Genomic DNA, 16,825 nt, shown 5'->3' on the forward strand with positions numbered 1-16,825 from the left:
GGCGCGGCTCGCCGCGGGGGATCGGGCGGCCGCGCCGGCGGCGCTCAACCTGCTCGAGACGCGGACGGCGCGGGCGGAGGCCGCCGCGCTCGTGTCCGCGGCCGGCGACGGCGCCGGCCACGTCGTCGGCGTCACCGGCCCGCCCGGCGTGGGCAAGTCGACGCTGCTGTCCGCGCTCGTGCGCGAGTGGCGAGGGCGCGGGCGTTCGGTCGCGGTGCTCGCGGTCGACCCGTCCTCCAAGCGCAGCGGCGGCGCGCTGCTCGGCGACCGCGCGCGGATCGAGCACGACCCCGCGGACCGCGACGTCTTCATCCGCTCGATGGCCGCCGGTGAGCGCCTCGGTGGCCTCGCCCCCGCGACCCGCGCCGCGGCTCAGGCGCTCGCGAACGCGTTCGATGTCGTCGTGATCGAGACGGTCGGCGTCGGCCAGTCCGAGACCGACGTCGCCGAGGCCGCGGACACCGTCGCCGTCGTCGTCCAGCCCGGCTCCGGCGACGCCCTGCAGTTCCTCAAGGCCGGGATCATGGAGGTGCCGGACCTGCTCGTCGTGACCAAGGCCGACCTCGGCGCCGTCGCGCAACGTGCCGAGGAGGACCTGCGCGTGGCGCTGCGCGCGCTGGGCGCCCGCGCCACGCCGCTGCTCGCGGTCTCCTCACTCGCCCCCACGCGCGGCATCCCCGAGCTGGCGGACGCGCTCGACGCTCACCGCGCCGCGCTCGACCTCGCCGCCCACCGCGTGCGTGTCCGCCGCCTCGGCGCGCTCGCCGACTTCGTCCACGAGTACGGGGAGCACGGCCTCCGTGCGCTCGGCGGACGCCGCGCCGCGGTCAAGTGGCTCGCCGAGCAGGACCCGGTGCTCGACGAGCCCGCCCTCCTGGCCCGCTTGGAAGAGAAAGCAAGCTAAGCCTGCGTACAGACGCGCGCCGTGCGAGTCGGCCCGCGTCGGCACCTCCCTGCGCTCGCCCCTGACCTCGCGTGCTGGTGCGTCTTGTTTGCGGGGCTCTTGAGTGCGCTGGGAGGTACCGCCGCGTGCCGCCCAGAATCGTGGGCTGGCCAGCGCAGCGCCTTCTCCTTGGCGGGCATGCGGAGGGAGGCTCCGAAGGGATGCCGTGGCCTTTCGCCTCCTTGGCTTCCCGGAGATCAAGTCAGCCCCCCGCTTAATCGCCGCAGCGCTCCTCTGGAACCTGGCCCTCGGGCGGGCATTCCCTGACATCTCCGGTCCTTCGGAGCACTCAGGCGCCACCCGAGCGGCATAGACCCAAGCTGGCGGGTACGGGCGTCGCCACGAACACCGCTCGTGAGTCGATCGACGACGAATCTCACTAGTGGCGCCGCCCGTCGACCCACACCGGTTCGATCGTCGTCGAGGTGCGCGTTTGTCCACAGAAACGCGCATTTGGACCGCTGTCGAACGACCTTCCTCCTGCGCGTCGTTCGACAGCGGGGTCGAGGCGCAACAAACCCTTCGATATGCGACAGGTTCGTCGCACTGCCGGATGGCAAAGTGCAACGAACCTCGCTGTATCAGCGAACTTCGTTGCGCCCGACAGCTTGCAACTGCCACGGGACGGCGTTGTCCTTGTCGACGATTGCGCTCATCAGCCGACGCCGCGACGGACACCTCAGCGGGAGCTGCCTCAGCCGGAAGCGGCCGCCGGAACTACGGCGATAATTCGCCGGAATGGAGGACCCCCAGCGTCGGCTACGGCAGCTACTTGCCCGCCACATCGAGTACCGAGCCGCAGAGGCTGCCGGCCAAGACGCGGAGATGGGCGCCTGCTTCCAGGCAGTCGCGCTTGTCCGGCTTTGGCAAGCCGCCGGCGAAGGATGGGATCAGCCTGAAGCGTTCGATCGCCTCAATCGTCTCATGGCCGATTACGAACTCGGCGCCGCCGTGACGGGCCCCGCGGACGAGGACCTTCGCAACGCGGCACACGAGGTCGCAGAAGCAGCGCGGACTCTCTCGTGATCGGGTCGGCGCCGCTGCAACGCGCCGCGGCGGAAGTAGCGCTTGTCGACGATCTCGCCAAATTCGCGCGACTGCCGCTTTCCATCCGCCTGAGCGGCGGCCGCGGCAAGCGCCATCTGCGGCGTCTCGCTTTGTCTGCGACCGGAGTCGAGACTCACGGCGGAGTCTCTGCTCTTAGCGCGCCCGACACCAGCCGACGGCAGAGTGCTGATCGTCGTCGAAAGCATTCGTGCCCGCGGCGGATTTAGCGCTTTGGCCTGTGCCTGGCACGGCGGCGCCAGCTCCGTCGAACGAGAACGGGTAGGTGTACGGGATGGAGTACATGCGCACCGGGAGCGGCCAGCCGCTGCTGCTCGTCCACGGACTTGGTGGCAGCCGCCACTCGTTCGATCCGATCACGAGTGCGCTGGCGGCGGAGCGTGAAGTCATCGCGCCGGACCTTCCGGGCTTCGGCAAGACGCCGCCGCTCTCGGGCAACGTGTCGATCGCGACGCTCGCCGACGCCCTTGAGGGCTTCATCGACGAGCATGACCTCGATGGTGTCGACTGCGCCGGAACGTCGATGGGCGCACGACTCGCGCTGGAGCTGGCGCGACGAGGCCGCGTTGGTGCCACCGTCGCGCTCGACCCGGGTGGGTTCTGGAACGCCCGTGAGCGACGCGTCTTCGGCGCGTCGGTGCGGGCGTCGATCGCGGTCGTCCGGGCCCTGCAGCCGGTGATGCCAGCGCTTGCCCGGAGTTCTGTGGGACGCAGTGTGCTCCTCGCCCAGTTTTCCGCACGCCCGAGGCGCCTTCCCGGCCATGTCGTGCTGCGAGAGATGCAGAGCTACGCGGAAGCGCGAGCCATCGACGACACGCTCGATGCCCTTGTGCATGGACCGCCGCAAGCCGGCATGCCCGCTGGAACGGCGCGAGGACCAATCGCCATCGGCTGGGGGCGACGCGACCTGGTGTGCCTCCCGCGCCAGGCGAAACGAGCAATCCGGCAGTTCCCAGACGCCCGCCTGCACTGGTTCGATCGCTGTGGACACTTCCCGCAGTGGGATCGCCCGCACGAGGCGACGCGGCTGATCCTCGAGACGACGGCCGCAGACCGACGCCGTTGACGACGCCTCACCCCTGCACGTCGTCCGTTGCGGTAGTCCAGTGCTCGATTTCTCGCCCCAGGGCGTAGAGATCGAGCGCTCGGAGGCCTGGCGGGTTCAGTCGCCCTGCTGCCCCGGTCGGCGAGGCACCCGTCAGGTCACGGGTCCGTCCGTTTGCCGGGCGAGACCGCGCCGCATTCGTAGGCGAGGATCACGGCGTGGATCCGGTCGCGTGCGCCGAGCTTCGTCAGCACGTTGCGGACGTGGCTCTTGACCGTCGTCTCCTCGACGGTCAGCGCGGCGGCGATCTCGCGGTTGGAGCGCCCTTGGGCGATGAGCAGGAACACCTCGAGCTCGCGTGGTGTGAGGTGGGCGAGCCGGGGATCCGGGGAGGTGCTCAGGATCGGCTGTTCGACCACCCGCTCGATCACGCGTCGTGTCACCGCGGGTGAGAGCAGCGCGTCGCCGAGGGCGACGACGTGGATCGCGCGCAGCAGGTCCTCGGGGGTGCTGCGCTTGAGCAGGAAGCCGCTGGCACCGGCGCGCAGCGCGCCGACGACGTACTCGTCCTCGTCGAAGGTCGTGAGGATGATCACGCGAGCGTCGGGCACACGGGCGATCAGCTCGCGGGTCGCGGTGATGCCGTCCATCTGTGGCATGCGGACGTCCATCAGCACGACGTCGGGGTGGTGGTGGGGCGCGCGGCGCAGCGCGATGTCGCCGTCCTCGGCTTCGGCGACGACGTCGAGCGTCGGGTCGCTGGAGATGATCAGGCGGAGGCCGCGGCGAACGAGGTCGTCGTCGTCGACCAGCATCACGCGGATCGCGGCGCTGGATTCGGTCACGGCGCGCTCCGGCGGTAGGGCAGCGCCGCGCGGACCTCGAAGCGGTCACCGACGCGGCGGGCGTCGAGCGTGCCGCCGAGGAGCGCGGCGCGCTCTCGCATGCCGACCAGGCCGTGGCCGCCCTCGGCCCGCGCCGTCGCGCCGGCGGCGACAGGGTTGACCACCGTGAGCGCCAGCACGCCGTCGCGGCACTCGAGCGTCAGCTCGGCGGCGCCGGTGCCGTGGCGCGCGGCGTTGGTCATCGCCTCCTGTGCGATGCGGTAAGCGGCGCGATCGATCGGTGGCGGGAGTCGCAGCTCAGGGCTCGTGTGGTCGCGCAGCGAGAAGTCCAGGCCGGCGGCCTGGTGGCGCTCGACGAGCGCGGCGATGCGGTCGATGCCGGGCAGCGGCTCCAGGTCGGCCGGCGCGCCGTTGCGCAGTCCGCCCAGGATCGCGTCGAGGTCCTGGATGCTCTCGCGCGCGAGCGCCTCGATCGTCGCGATCGCCTCGCGGGTGCGCTCCGGCTGCGTGTCCTGGACGAGCCGCGCCGCTCCGGCTTGGATGAGGATCGAGTTGATCGCGTGTCCGGCCGAGTCGTGCAACTCGCGAGCGATGCGCGTTCGCTCCTCGGCGACCGCGAGGCGCTGCTCGCGCGCGATGCGCTCGCGCTCCTGCGCGGCCCGTTGCCGTGTGAGGCGGCGGCGATCGCCGAGGATCCAGCCGCCCGCCCACAGGAGCGCGGTGATCGCGTACTCGCCCGGCTCGGGTTCGAAGCGCGCCCAGGCCACGGCGACGAACGCCGCGAAGGCGGCGAGGCACGCGATCAGGGTCACGAAGGGGTCCTGCCTGCGGTCGCGCTCGGCGAGCGTGGCGAGGACGATCGCCGGAGCGGGCGCGGTCAGCACCGCGTAGTCGAGCGCGACGAGCGCCACCGCGCCGGCGAGGACCGCCGCCAGCGCCGCTCGGGGCGCCCGGTGACGCGCCAGCAGCGGGAGGGTGGCGAGCAGGCAGACGACCACGCCGACCACGTCGGCTCCGCGCGCCTGGCCGGCCTTCGCGCCGAACGCCTGGCTGGCCATCTGCGCGACCGTGAACGCGAGCACGGTCGCCGTCAGCGCGGCGTCGAGCACGAGTTGGCGCGAGCTCGGCGCGGACCTGGTCATGGACACGAGGCGGAGCCTAGTGCCGCGCCGACGGCCCCGACACCTCCCACGGCAGGAGCTGTCTCCTCCCGTGGGAGGAGACCGAGGATCCATCGAGCGGACGTTTCGGGCGGACCGCGGCCGACCTAGCTTCGGCAGTCATGCCAACGACACCGATTTCTCCCCCGCCGATCGACCGCACCGGGCGCTGGCTCGCGAGCCTCACCCAGTGGGTGCTCGCCCACAAGCGCCTGGTCGCGGTCGCCTGGCTCGTGCTCACCTTGGCCGGGTTCTACGGGTCCGCGAAGGTCACCGGCGCGCTCGACGAGAACTTCACGATGCCCAACAGCGCGAGCACCGTCACGAACGAGCGGATCGTCAGCCGCTTCGACTCGGGCGGCGGGACTCCGCCGCTCGTCGCCGTCGTCACGCTGCCACCCGGGACGACGGCAAGCGCGCCGGCGGTCCGCGCCGATCTGCGAGCGCTCGAGCAGGACCTTGCGCGCGCGGTCCCCGGCGCGCGCATCGCGTCCTTCGGCTCTACATCCGAGCCGGCCTACGTCTCAGACGACGGCCGCACCACGTTCGCGGTCCTGCATCCGCCGTCGTCCGTGGTCGGCGACAACGGGCCGAGCGGGAGCGAGATCGACGAAGAGACGGTGGCGCGCGCCGCGCAGGCCGCCGCCGACGCGCGCGTGGGCGGTGCCGAGGTACGGCTCACGGGCAACGCCCTGCTGACCAGCGAGGCGGCGGGCGAGAGCGGTCCCGCGTTCCTGAGCGAGACGCTGCTCGCCGGCGTCGGGGCGCTGATCGTGCTGGTGTTCGTGTTCGCGTCCGCGCTCGCCCTCGTGCCGCTGCTGATGGCGATCGTCTCGATCCCGGTCACGCTGCTGGCCGTCTGGGGCCTCACCGCGCTGACCGAGGTCAACATCGTCGTCGTCTTCCTCGTCTCGCTGATCGGCCTCGGCGTCGCGATCGACTATGCACTGCTGGTCGTCATGCGCTGGCGGGAGGAACGCGAGCGCGGGCTGAGCAACGAGCAGGCGATCGTGCACGCCGCCGGAACCGCCGGTCGCGCCGTGCTGTTCAGCGGCACGACCGTGGCGATCGGGCTGCTCGCGGCGCTCGTGCTGCCCGTGCCGTTCCTGCGCTCGATGGGCATCGGCGGCCTGCTCATCCCGCTCGCGTCCGTCGCCGTCGCGCTCACGCTGCTGCCCGTCGTGCTCGCCACGGTCGGACCGTTCGCCGACGCCCGCCGGCTGCGCCGCACCGACCGCGCCGAGCGACACTGGGCCGCCTGGGCGCGCCTCGTCATCCGCCACCGCATCGCCGCCACCCTCGCCGGCGCAGCCCTGCTCGTCGCGCTCTGCGTGGCCGCTCAGGGCATCCTCCTCGGCAGCCCCGAGGCACGGTCGCTCGGCGGCACCGGCGCCCCGAAGGCCGCGCTCCAGCAACTCGAGCGCTCCGGCATCGGCGCAGCGCCGCTCGCGCCGGTCGAGGTCCTCACCCCGGCCGACCGCGCGGCCGACACCGCCGCCCGCCTCGCCGCCGTTGACGGTGTGCGCGCGGCGAGCGCACCGGAGGGCGCGTGGCGAGCCGACGGTCAAGCGGTCGTCGAGGTACTCACCCGCAGCGACACGAACTCGCAGGCGGGACGCGCGACGATCGGCGCCCTGCGCGACGCCGCCGCCACGCTCCCGGCGACGACCATCGGCGGCAGCACCGCGCAGACGATCGACTTCGTGGACGCCGTCTACGGCTCCTTCCCGCTGATGCTCGCGCTGATCTCGATCGTCACGTTCGTGCTGCTCGCACGGGCGTTCCGCTCCATCGTGCTGCCGGCGAAGGCGATCGCGATGAACCTGCTGTCCGTCTTCGCGACCTGGGGCGTGATGACGCTCGTCTGGCAGCACGGCGTCGGCACCGAGCTGCTGTTCGGCGTCGGCCCCGACGGAGCCGTGCAGGCGTGGGCGCCGGTGATCGTGTTCGCGTTCATCTACGGGCTCTCGATGGACTACGAGGTGTTCATCCTCGCCCGGATGCGCGAGGAGTACGACCGCACCGGCTCCACCGACGAGGCGGTCGTGCGCGGGATGGCCGGCACCGGGCGGCTCGTGACCAGCGCGGCGCTGATCGTGTTCCTCGCGTTCGCCTCGATGGCGACCGCCGGCGACAGAGACCTGCAGGTGCTCGCCACCGGACTCGCCGCAGGCGTCCTGCTCGACGCGCTCGTCGTGCGCTCGCTGCTCGTCCCCGCCACCGTCTCGTGGCTCGGCCGCTGGAACTGGTGGATGCCCGAGCGCGGCCGACGGCTCCTGCGCCTGCCCGCGGTCACGCCGGCCACGGAGTCTTAAAGCGCGAACCCGCTCGGCCTACTTGGCTGCGGGCGGCGTCGGTCCGGCCAAGACGCGGTAGGTGGTCTGGACCATCCCGCCGTCGAGAACCGCGGTGCGGACGTGCTCGAGGTGCACGTCTCCACCGAGCGGACCGAACAGTGAGGGCCCGTCGCCGATGAGCACGGGCACTTGGGAGAGCGTGAGCTCGTCGACGAGTCCGCGGGCGAGGAACCAACGGATGGTCTCGCCACCGTCGACGTAGACGCGCCGGTGGCCGTCGCGCTGCAACGCGTCGACGGCCGCCTCGGCGGAGCGATGCACGGTGATCCGGAGATCACCGTCTGCCGCGAGGGTCGTGCTGATCACGTGCATCGGCCGATCGAGGTAGGGCCAGTGCTCCTCGGAAGCAATGCCCTCGTAGGTCCTCCGGCCCATCACCACCGCGTCGACCGACTCCACGAAGGGTGTGAAGCCAGCGTCCCCGGCGGCGGCACCGCGGCTGGTCAGCCACTCGAGGTCGCCGTCGGGCCTCGCGATGCGGCCGTCGACGCTCAGCCCGAGGAAGACAGCGGCGCGGAGGGACTGCGGCGATGCGGTCACCGGACCGATTCTCTCAGCACCGACCGACAGCACTGATCGATCCTGAGGTCGCCGACACGGGGGAGCAATGGTTGGGTAGCGTGCGGAGATGGCTCAGGAGATCACCGTCGCCCATGCCGAGCGCCTGTCGCGGTTGCACGCCGAGCGTCGGCCGCTGGTCCTTCCGACGGTGTGGGACGTCTGGTCGGCACGCGTGGCCGTCGAGGCCGGGTTTGAGGCGTTGACGATCGGCAGTCACCCATTGGCCGACGCGCGCGGCGCCTCCGATCACGAAGGCCAGAGCTTTGCCGAGGTCCTGGAGGCGGTACGGCCCATCATCGCCGCGGTCGACGTGCCCGTGTCCGTCGACCTGGAAGCCGGCTACGGCCAGGAGCCCAGGGAACTCGTGGCCGGTCTGCTTGACGCGGGCGGTGTGGGCCTCAACCTCGAAGACACCGTGCACTCAGAGGGCGGGCGGGTGCGCAGCACGTCCGAGCACGTCGAGTACATCGCGGGCCTACGAGCCGCGGCCGACGACGCCGGGGTCAAGGTCTGGATCAACGGCCGGACCGATCTGTTCCTGCACGCCGACGACGCCGCCGGCGTGCTCGACGAGGCCATCGAGCGTCTCCAAGCACTGGTCGCCGCGGGAGCCGACAGCGTCTACCCCGTCCGCATCCAAGACGCCGACGACCTGATCCGCGCGGTCGTCGACGCAGTCCCGGCACCGGTGAACTGCACGGCGCATCCGGTCGAGCACAACCTCGAACGCTTCCAGCGTCTCGGCGTCGGGCGCATCACCTTCGGCCCACTGCTGCAGGCCGCGCTGACCGACGCGACGCGCAGCATGCTCACCGCCTGGCGCTGACTCGAGTCGCTGCTTCGCGTCGGCCGGTCCGGCGCTTCAGTCGGCGTCGCAAGCCAATCCCGGACGAAAAATCGCTCCGATCCAATCGTCGGCGCCCCAAAGTGGTTTCCAGCCGCCCAGCATCGCCGGCTCGGCGGCTCCTTGCCCTAACGATCGACGGGGACGTCCGGCACGACGCCCTCGACATCAGCCACGTCGAGGTGACTCAGATCCTCGACCTCGTGGTCGATTCCACCGCCGGCGTCGCCCTCCCGTTGGCGATCTTCCTTGCGCATGGTCTTCGCCTGGCGCTTCTCGCGCACCTTCGCCTCACGGTTCAACTTCGCGAACGTCGTCTTCTTCTTGCCAGCCAAGTTGACCTCCAGGGGCGCAGCGCACGCGCATCTACTAGGCGCGACGGCAACGCGCCGAGCACGTTTCTCCGGTCGGCGGACGCACGACCTCCAACAAGAGGCTAGACACCTCCACCTCGAACGCCTCTCGTCAAGGGCGCTGCGTCGACGCCACGAGAGAAGGCGTCATCGAGGTCTCGTCCTGCTCGACGAGGTTCAGACGACCGCGCCGGCGAGGCGTTCGAGCTCGCGCCAGAGCTCCTCGCGGGTGTCGACGGAGTCCTCGTCGGCGCCGAAGCGGTAGTGCGTCGGCCGCACGGCGCGGTCCATCCAGAGCTTGCCCGTGGACTGGAGCGGCTCGGGGGCGGCGCCGAGCCAGACGATCGTGTCCGCGCCTTCGGCGTCGTTGCGCAGGATCGGTCCCACGACCTTGCGGAACCCCGGCATCGCGTCGCGGATGCCCGGCGTATCCGCCCAGCCGGGATGCATCGAGTGGACGACGACGCCCGTGCCGGCCAGGCGGGTCGCAAGCTGCTCGGTGAGCACGACCTCGGCGCGCTTGGAGCGCGCGTAGAACGTCTTCGGGTTGTACTCGTCCTGCTCGGACAGCAGGTCGGCCGCGCGCAGGGCCTGGGTGTACATGCCGCCCGAGGTGACGTTGATGACGCGGGCGGGCGCGCTGGCCTCGAGCACGGGCGCGAGCGCCTGGACGAGCACGAACGGGCCGAGCACGTGCGTGGCGAAGGTCAGCTCCACGCCGTCGACCGACCGTGAGCGCTCGCCCGGCATCACGCCCGCGTTGTTGACCAGCACGTCGAGGCGCTCGACGGTCTCGGCCAGCTCGCGCAGCGCGGCGACGCTCGAGACGTCGCAGGCCACGCCGCGCACGTCGCCGGAGATCGCCTGCTCGGCGTCCCGGGCGCGCTCCTCGTTGCGCGCCACCGCCAGCACCGTCGCGCCGAGCGACGCGAAGCCCTGCGCGGCGGCCAGGCCGAGCCCGGAGGCGGCACCCGTGACCATCACGACCTGGCCGTCCATGCGCGGCGGATCGGCGGGCCAGCCCGGCCGGCGCTTGCGCAGCGCCAGCCCGAGCCGGCTGTAGCCGGGGGCGATCGTGCGGTCCAGGAGCGTGTCGATCATCAACCGGGCTACGCGACGCGGTGGATGCGAGATCAACCGAGTGGTTGATGTCACAGGGCTCGATCCCCCGCAGACTCGACAGCGTGATCGAGATCGAGCATCTGCACAAGCGCTACGGGGACGTCGTCGCCGTCGACGACGTGTCGTTCACCGTCGCCGCCAACGAGATCTTCGGCATCATCGGCGTCAACGGCGCCGGGAAGACCACGACCGTCGAGTGCCTGACCGGCGTGCGCACCCCGGACCGCGGCCGGATCGACGTGCTCGGCTTCGATCCGGCCACCCAGCGCGACGCGATCCGCACCCGCGTCGGCGTCCAGCTCCAGGCCAGCGCGCTGCCCGACCGCCTCAGCGTCCACGAGGCGCTCGACCTCTACGCGTCCTTCTATCCCGACCCGCGCGACCCCGACGAGCTGATCGAGCTGCTCAACCTCAGCCACCGGCGCGACGCCCGCTACGGCAAGCTCTCCGGCGGCGAGAAGCAGCGCGTGTCCGTCGGCCTCGCGCTGATCGGCAAGCCGCGGATCGCCGTCCTGGACGAGCTCACCACGGGCCTGGACCCGCACGCGCGCAGGGACGTCTGGAGCCTGATCGAGCGCCTCAAGGACGACGGCCTGACCGTCGTCCTTGTCACGCACTTCATGGACGAGGTCGAGCGACTGTGCGACCGCGTGGCCGTCATCCACGCCGGCCGGGTCAAAGCGCTCGACACGCCCACCACCCTCGCCCGCCCCGGCCATCTCGAAGACGCGTTCGTGGAGCTGACCACCGCATGAACAAGCTCATCCGCACCGAGGCCAAGCTCACGCTCCGCGAGCCGATCGGCATGGCCTTCAGCCTGCTGCTCCCGCTCGGGATCGTCCTCGCCTTCGGCCTGTCCGGCAGCGCCTCCGAGGCCGACCCCGAGCTCGACGGCCAGGTCCCGCTCGACACGGTCCTCCCCAGCCTCGCGCTCGCGCTCTCCTTCGGCATGCTCGCGGTCTTCATGCTCCCCGGCTTCATGGCCGACTACCGGATGCGCGGCATCCTGCGCCGCCTCTCCACGACGCCCGTGCACCCCGCCCGCCTCCTTGCCGCGCAGGTCGTCGTCCAGTTCGTGATCGCGCTGATCTCCGTCCCGCTCGTGCTCGGCCTCGCGATCGCGCTCGGCATGAACACGCCCGAGCAGCCGCTGATGGCGCTCGTCGTGATCGTGCTCGGCGGCGCGGCGCTGTTCGCCGTCGGCACGCTCGTGTCCGCGGTCGCGCCCGACGCCAAGGTCGGCTACGTCTACAGCGCCGCGTTCTTCTTCCCCAGCCTGTTCTTCGCGGGCATCTGGCTGCCGAAGGAGCAGATGCCCGACTGGCTCTCCCGCTTCGGCGACTTCACGCCGCTCGGCGCGTTCCGCGAGTCGTTGGAGAACGCGTTCGCGGGCACGGGCCAGGACCCGCTGATGCTGCTCACGCTCGCGGTCACGGCGGTGCTCGCGAGCACGATCGCGGCTAGGGTCTTCCGCTGGGAGTGAGCACGCCCGCCGACACCTGGCCGCGCCGCGTGGAGAACGCCCTCCCGGCGCTGCCGTTCGTGCTGCTCGTGCTGTCGACGTTCGCCGCCACGGTGATCGACGACCGCACGGCGCCCGGCCCGACGGTCGCCCTCGCGGCCGTCACGGCTGTGTGGATGATCGCCCTGCGCAATCGGCCGCGCCTGGCCCCGATCTACGTCACCGGCCTGCTCGTGCTGTGCGCCGCGCTCGTGACCCGCAGCCCGCTGTTCGGCTTCTTCGTGTTCGTCGGCTACCTCTCGGTCGACAACCTGCCCGGCGGCTGGAAGGCCCCGCCGATCATCGTCACGGCCCTGCTCAGCGCGCTCTGCCAGTCCGGCGGCTGGCCGCTGCAGGACTACGCGCTGCCCGGGCTGCTGCCCGCCCTGGCCGTCGTCAACGTGCTGGTCTCCGGCCTGATGTTCGTCGTCGCGCTGCGGACGGAGGAGCGCGAGCGCGAGGCGGGCGCGATGCAGGAGCGCCAGCGCGCCGCGCGGGAGATCCACGACACGCTCGCGCAGGGCCTGGCGGGCATCGTCGCCCAGCTCGAGGCCGCCGCCCACGCCCGCTCGCAGGGCAAGGACGACGAGGGTCACCTGCACGCCGCCACCCAGCTCGCCCGCGACAGCCTCGCGGAGGCGCGCCGCTCGGTGCGCGCGATCCGGCCGCACGAGCTCGAGCAGGCCCGCCTGCCCGAGGCGATCGAGAAGGTGACCACGAGCTGGGCACAGGCCAACGCCACCCCGGCCCGGTTCACGACGACCGGCACGCCGCGCCCGATGCACCCCGAGGTCGAGGTGACGCTGCTGCGCGCCGCCCAGGAGGCGCTGACGAACGTCGCCCGCCACGCGCGGGCCTCCCGCGTCGGCCTCACGCTCTCCTACATGGAGGACATGGTGACCCTCGACGTGCGCGACGACGGCGTCGGCTTCGACCCCTCCCGCCACGGCTACGGCCTGACCGGGATGCGCCAGCGCGTGAGCGGCGTCGGTGGTGAGCTGGCGGTGGAGTCCAGTCCCGGCGAGGGCACCGCGATCAGCGCGAGCGTCCCCGCGGTGCCGGCATGACGAAGATCTCCCTGCTGATCGCCGACGACCACCCGGTCGTCCGCAACGGGCTGCGCGGCATCTTCACCGGCGACCCCGAGTTCGAGGTGCTGGGCGAGGCGTCCGACGGTCGCGAGGCGGTGACGCTCACGCTCGCCCGCCGGCCGGACGTCGTGCTGATGGACCTGCGGATGCCGGGAACGGACGGCGTGACCGCGATCCGGGCGCTCGCGGAGCAGTCGCCCGGCACGCGCGTGCTCGTCCTGACCACCTACAGCGACGACAGCGACGTGCTGGCCGCGATCGACGCCGGCGCCACCGGCTACCTGCTCAAGGACGCGCCGCGCGAGGAGCTGCTGCGCGGCGTCCGCGCCGCCGCCCGCGGCGAGTCGGTGCTCGCGCCCGCCGTCGCCACCACGCTGCTCGGCCGGGTCCGGGCGCCCCAACCCGAGACGCCGCTCTCACCCCGCGAGCTCGAGGTGCTGCGGCTGATCGCGAAGGGCGCCACGAACCGCGCGGCCGCCGCGGAGCTGTTCATCAGCGAGGCGACGGTCAAGACGCACCTGATCCACGTGTACGCCAAGCTCGGCGTCAAGGACCGCGCGGCGGCGGTCGCGGTCGGATTCGAACGCGGCCTCCTCGGCCGGTCCTAGGTCAAATTCCCCATTGTGGGACCGCACCCCTTACCCCTATGTTCGTGAGTGCCCGATGAGTTTTCACCCAGACGGGAGTCACTGCTGTCAATGACCACGAACCTCGCCATCGAGGCCTCGAGCCTCGTCAAGACCTTCGGCGACCTCCGGGCCGTGGACGGAGTCGACCTGGCGGTCCCCCGGGGGTCGGTCTACGGCGTGCTCGGGCCCAACGGCGCCGGCAAGACGACCACGATCCGGATGCTCGCCACGCTGCTCACACCGGACGGCGGCAGCGCGCACGTGCTCGGCCACGACGTCGTCAAAGAGGCCGACGCCGTCCGCGGCGTCGTGAGCCTGACCGGCCAGATGGCCTCGGTGGACGAAGACCTCACGGGCCGGGAGAACCTGATCCTGCTCGGCCGCCTGTACGGCTTCAAGGGCAAGGCCGCCAAGGCCCGCGCGGACGAGCTGCTCGGCGCGTTCGGCCTCGACGACGCGGCGACCCGGCTGACCAAGAACTACTCGGGCGGGATGCGCCGGCGGCTGGACATCGCCGCCAGCCTCGTCGTCACGCCCGAGCTGCTGTTCCTGGACGAGCCGACCACCGGCCTGGATCCGCGCAGCCGCAACCAGGTGTGGGACATCGTGCGCGCGCTGCGCGCCGCCGGCACGACGATCCTGCTGTGCACGCAGTACCTCGACGAGGCCGACCAGCTCGCGGACGGGATCGCCGTGATCGACCGCGGCAAGGTGATCGCCGAGGGCACGCCCGGCCAGCTGAAGGCGAGCGTCGGCAACGCCACGCTGCAGGTGCGTCTGCTCAACCCCGAGCAGCGCCCGCAGGCCGAGCAGATCCTCGCGCGTGAGCTCGGCGCCGTGCACCTGGAGCCGGATCCGTCGGCGCTGAGCGTGCAGTCCCCGGACGCCGACAAGGGCGCCGAGGCGGTCGTCGCGCTCAGCCGCGCGGGGATCAGCGTCGCCGCCTTCACGCTCGGCCAGCCGAGCCTCGACGAGGTCTTCCTCGCCCTCACCGGACACACCGCCGAGACGCAGGAAGAAGAAGAGGTCAAGGCATGAGCACCGACGACATCGCGATCCGCAACGCGCTCTCGTCCGTCCCCCGCCCGCCGCGGCCCGGCGCGTTCAACGCCGCCATGGCGTTCGGCTGGCGCGGGATGCTGAAGATCAAGCACGTGCCCGAGCAGCTCCTCGACGTGACGATCACGCCGGTGATGTTCCTGCTGATGTTCACGTACCTGTTCGGCGGCGCGATCGCCGGCTCCACGGGCGAGTACCTCGACTACGTGCTCCCCGGCCTGCTCGTCATGTCCGTCGTGTTCACGACCGTCTACTCGGGCGTGTCGCTGAACACCGACCTGACCAAGGGCGCCGTGGACCGCTTCCGCACGCTGCCGATCTGGCGTCCCGCGCCGCTCGTCGGCGCGCTGCTCGGCGACGCCGTGCGCTACGTGATCGCCGGCACCGTCATCATGACCCTGGGCGTCATCCTCGGCTTCCGCCCGGGGAGCTGGCCGGGCATGTTCGCGGCGCTCGCCCTCACCGTCGTGTTCTCGTTCGGCGTCAGCTGGCTGTTCACGACGCTCGGCCTGCTCTTGCGCTCCCCGAGCGCGGTGATGAACGCGGGCTTCATGTTCATCTTCCCGCTGACGTTCCTGTCCAACGCGTTCGTGGAGCCGGAGACACTGCCGAGCGTGCTGGAGGCGTTCGTGAACGTGAACCCGATCTCGATCATGACCGACGCCGCCCGCGGGCTGATGGCGGGTGACGCGGTCGGCAGCGACGTCGCGATCTCACTCGCGGTCGCCGCCGGCCTGACAGCGGTGTTCATGCCGCTGACGTCGCACCTGTACCGAACCCGCGGTTAGCGCTTCAGCTTCACGGTCTTGGTCGTCGACGCGGAAGTGCCGTCGGCGGCCTCGACCGTGACCTTCAGCGTGGCGCTGACGGCCTTGCGCTGGCGCTTGAACTTGACCGTCAGCTTCGCGTCGCCCGCCTTGAGCAGGGTCTTGGAGGCCTTGCCGACCGTCTTCTTCTTGACGACGAGCGTGGCCTTGACCTTGCAGGCGCCGGCGCAGGGGACGGTCAGGTTGAGCTTGGTGCCCTTCTGCTTGGCCGTGACCTTCGGGCCGGCCGGCTTCGGGTTGCCGGCGGGCGCGGCCGGGCCGGTGGTGGCGCCGGCCTTGTCGACGGCCTCGCAGCCCGAGACGATGTCGATCGCGTCGACGATCGCGCGGTCCTCGCCGACGCCGCAGTCGATCGTGTCGGCCTCGCCGTCGCGGGCGTTGACGACGTCGTTGCCGAAGGGGATCTTGCAGGTGTAGGAGTACCAGCCGCACGAGGCGCTGGTGGCGTCGGCGAAGATCGTGTCCTGGCCCGGGCCGCCGGTCAGCACGTCGTTGCCGAAGCCGCCGTTGATGACGTCGTTGCCGGCCCCGCCGTCGAGCGTGTCCTGGTAGTCGCCGGTGGTCAGCTTGTCGTTGCCGCCGTTGCCGAGCAGCGTCGAGTTGCCCTCGTTGACGTTGGCCCAGATGCGGTACTCGTCGTCGCCGTCGCTGCCGGAGATCGTGCCGGAGATGCTGCTGGTGATCTTCTCGACGTTGACGACGTTGTCGGCCTCGCCCGCGCTGGTGCGGCCGTCGTTGGCGACGCCGTCCATGCTCACCGCGATCGGCGGGTGGTAGTCGGCGTCCGGGATCGACCAGTCGTCGACGGTGTCGATGCCGGTACCGCCGTCCACGTAGTCGTTGCCGGGGCCGTAGTAGGTGTCGGGCGAGATCGAGTCGTTGCCGTCGCCGGCCTCGATGTGGTCGTTGCCACCCGAGCCGTTGATCTCGTCGTCGCCGGCGCCGCCGAGCAGCGTGTCGTTGGACTGCCAGCCCTTGAGGAGGTCGTTGCCTCCGCCACCGTCGAGCGTCACGTTGTCGGCGCCGTAGGTCTGCAGCTGGTCCTTGCCCTCGCCACCGAGCACGGTCACCGGCAGGGCGGGCGGGTAGTCGGAGCTGAAGCTGTTCCAGTCGTCGCCGTCGCCGAGCTCCAGACGCACGCGCGCGGGCATCGGGCACTTGGCCTCGAAGTCGTAGGTGCAGCCGGGCGCGAGCTTGAGCTCGTCCTCGTAGATGGTCAACACGCCGTCCTTCGCGCCGAGCATCGGCGAGTCGCGTACGCCCGGATCGGCGCGGTACACGAGCGTGTCGCCTTCATAGGACAGGGTCGCTGCCTGCGACGCCGCCGGGGCCAGGAGGGCCACGACCGTCACCGCGAGGAGGGGGAGCTTCAAGGTCATGCGGCGATGGTCCGGGAACCGCGCGCGCCGCAAATCAGGGATAC

At 71.4% G+C, this 16,825-nt stretch carries 16 protein-coding genes; 10 read left to right on the forward strand and 6 right to left on the reverse strand.

Going from position 1 to position 16,825, the window contains the following annotated elements; genetic code table 11:
• Both OJ997_RS31905 and OJ997_RS31910 read left to right on the forward strand, forming a co-directional pair.
• Positions 1-904 (forward strand): ArgK/MeaB family GTPase (locus tag OJ997_RS31905; RefSeq protein WP_270029430.1); only part of this gene is annotated, 904 nt, incomplete at its 5' end.
• 1,378 nt (positions 905-2,282) lie between these two features.
• Positions 2,283-3,074 (forward strand): alpha/beta fold hydrolase, encoded by a 792-nt coding sequence (locus tag OJ997_RS31910; RefSeq protein WP_270029431.1) that lies wholly within the window; start codon positions 2,283-2,285, stop codon positions 3,072-3,074.
• A 137-nt stretch (positions 3,075-3,211) separates the two neighbouring features.
• Here OJ997_RS31910 and OJ997_RS31915 read toward each other — a convergent pair whose 3' ends face one another.
• Together OJ997_RS31915 and OJ997_RS31920 are read right to left on the reverse strand one after the other, a co-directional pair.
• A complete protein-coding gene (locus OJ997_RS31915) occupies positions 3,212-3,898 on the reverse strand; it encodes a response regulator (protein WP_308213596.1) in 687 nt (228 codons plus the stop codon).
• Positions 3,895-5,040 carry a sensor histidine kinase gene (locus OJ997_RS31920; protein ID WP_270029459.1) on the reverse strand — a complete coding sequence of 382 codons (1,146 nt, stop codon included), beginning with the start codon at positions 5,038-5,040 and terminating at the stop codon, positions 3,895-3,897. The genes OJ997_RS31915 and OJ997_RS31920 overlap by 4 nt, the downstream gene beginning before the upstream one ends.
• Positions 5,041-5,180: 140 nt before the next feature.
• Here OJ997_RS31920 and OJ997_RS31925 point away from each other — a divergent pair, with 140 nt between their 5' ends.
• The gene (locus tag OJ997_RS31925) at positions 5,181-7,373 is read left to right on the forward strand and encodes an MMPL family transporter (RefSeq protein ID WP_270029432.1); all 2,193 of its coding nucleotides are present in this window, start codon (positions 5,181-5,183) and stop codon (positions 7,371-7,373) included.
• Between the two features lie 18 nt (positions 7,374-7,391).
• Here OJ997_RS31925 and OJ997_RS31930 read toward each other — a convergent pair whose 3' ends face one another.
• Entirely contained in the window at positions 7,392-7,955 is a 564-nt protein-coding gene (locus tag OJ997_RS31930) for a dihydrofolate reductase family protein (RefSeq protein ID WP_270029433.1), read from the reverse strand.
• Positions 7,956-8,043: 88 nt separating this feature from the next.
• On the opposite strand from OJ997_RS31930, the gene OJ997_RS31935 reads away from it, so the two are divergent.
• On the forward strand, positions 8,044-8,802 hold the full coding sequence (locus tag OJ997_RS31935; protein WP_270029434.1) for an isocitrate lyase/PEP mutase family protein: 759 nt from the start codon (positions 8,044-8,046) through the stop codon (positions 8,800-8,802).
• 146 nt (positions 8,803-8,948) lie between these two features.
• On the opposite strand, the gene OJ997_RS31940 is transcribed toward OJ997_RS31935, so the two are convergent.
• Both OJ997_RS31940 and OJ997_RS31945 read right to left on the reverse strand, forming a co-directional pair.
• Positions 8,949-9,155, reverse strand: coding sequence for a hypothetical protein (locus OJ997_RS31940; RefSeq protein WP_270029435.1), 207 nt, complete (start codon positions 9,153-9,155; stop codon positions 8,949-8,951).
• Between the two features lie 195 nt (positions 9,156-9,350).
• Positions 9,351-10,274, reverse strand: coding sequence for an SDR family NAD(P)-dependent oxidoreductase (locus tag OJ997_RS31945; protein ID WP_270029437.1), 924 nt, complete (start codon positions 10,272-10,274; stop codon positions 9,351-9,353).
• Positions 10,275-10,357: 83 nt separating this feature from the next.
• Between OJ997_RS31945 and OJ997_RS31950 the strand changes: the two genes are divergently transcribed.
• The 6 genes from OJ997_RS31950 (at position 10,358) to OJ997_RS31975 (ending at position 15,363) form a co-directional block, all read left to right on the forward strand.
• Entirely contained in the window at positions 10,358-11,050 is a 693-nt protein-coding gene (locus tag OJ997_RS31950) for an ABC transporter ATP-binding protein (RefSeq protein ID WP_270029438.1), read from the forward strand.
• Entirely contained in the window at positions 11,047-11,778 is a 732-nt protein-coding gene (locus tag OJ997_RS31955) for an ABC transporter permease (protein WP_270029439.1), read from the forward strand. The genes OJ997_RS31950 and OJ997_RS31955 overlap by 4 nt, the downstream gene beginning before the upstream one ends.
• A complete protein-coding gene (locus OJ997_RS37950) occupies positions 11,775-12,863 on the forward strand; it encodes a sensor histidine kinase (protein ID WP_270029440.1) in 1,089 nt (362 codons plus the stop codon). The genes OJ997_RS31955 and OJ997_RS37950 overlap by 4 nt, the downstream gene beginning before the upstream one ends.
• Positions 12,860-13,495 carry a response regulator gene (locus OJ997_RS31965; protein WP_270029441.1) on the forward strand — a complete coding sequence of 212 codons (636 nt, stop codon included), beginning with the start codon at positions 12,860-12,862 and terminating at the stop codon, positions 13,493-13,495. Before OJ997_RS37950 ends, OJ997_RS31965 begins: the two co-directional genes overlap by 4 nt.
• 90 nt (positions 13,496-13,585) lie before the next feature.
• A complete protein-coding gene (locus tag OJ997_RS31970) occupies positions 13,586-14,554 on the forward strand; it encodes an ATP-binding cassette domain-containing protein (protein ID WP_270029442.1) in 969 nt (322 codons plus the stop codon).
• A complete protein-coding gene (locus OJ997_RS31975) occupies positions 14,551-15,363 on the forward strand; it encodes an ABC transporter permease (RefSeq protein ID WP_270029443.1) in 813 nt (270 codons plus the stop codon). The genes OJ997_RS31970 and OJ997_RS31975 overlap by 4 nt, the downstream gene beginning before the upstream one ends.
• On the opposite strand, the gene OJ997_RS31980 is transcribed toward OJ997_RS31975, so the two are convergent.
• Entirely contained in the window at positions 15,360-16,781 is a 1,422-nt protein-coding gene (locus tag OJ997_RS31980) for a calcium-binding protein (protein WP_270029444.1), read from the reverse strand. The genes OJ997_RS31975 and OJ997_RS31980 overlap by 4 nt on opposite strands.
• Between the last annotated feature and the right edge of the window lie 44 nt (positions 16,782-16,825).

The sequence above is a fragment of the Solirubrobacter phytolaccae genome, from assembly GCF_027587195.1.
Lineage (GTDB): Bacteria > Actinomycetota > Thermoleophilia > Solirubrobacterales > Solirubrobacteraceae > Solirubrobacter > Solirubrobacter phytolaccae.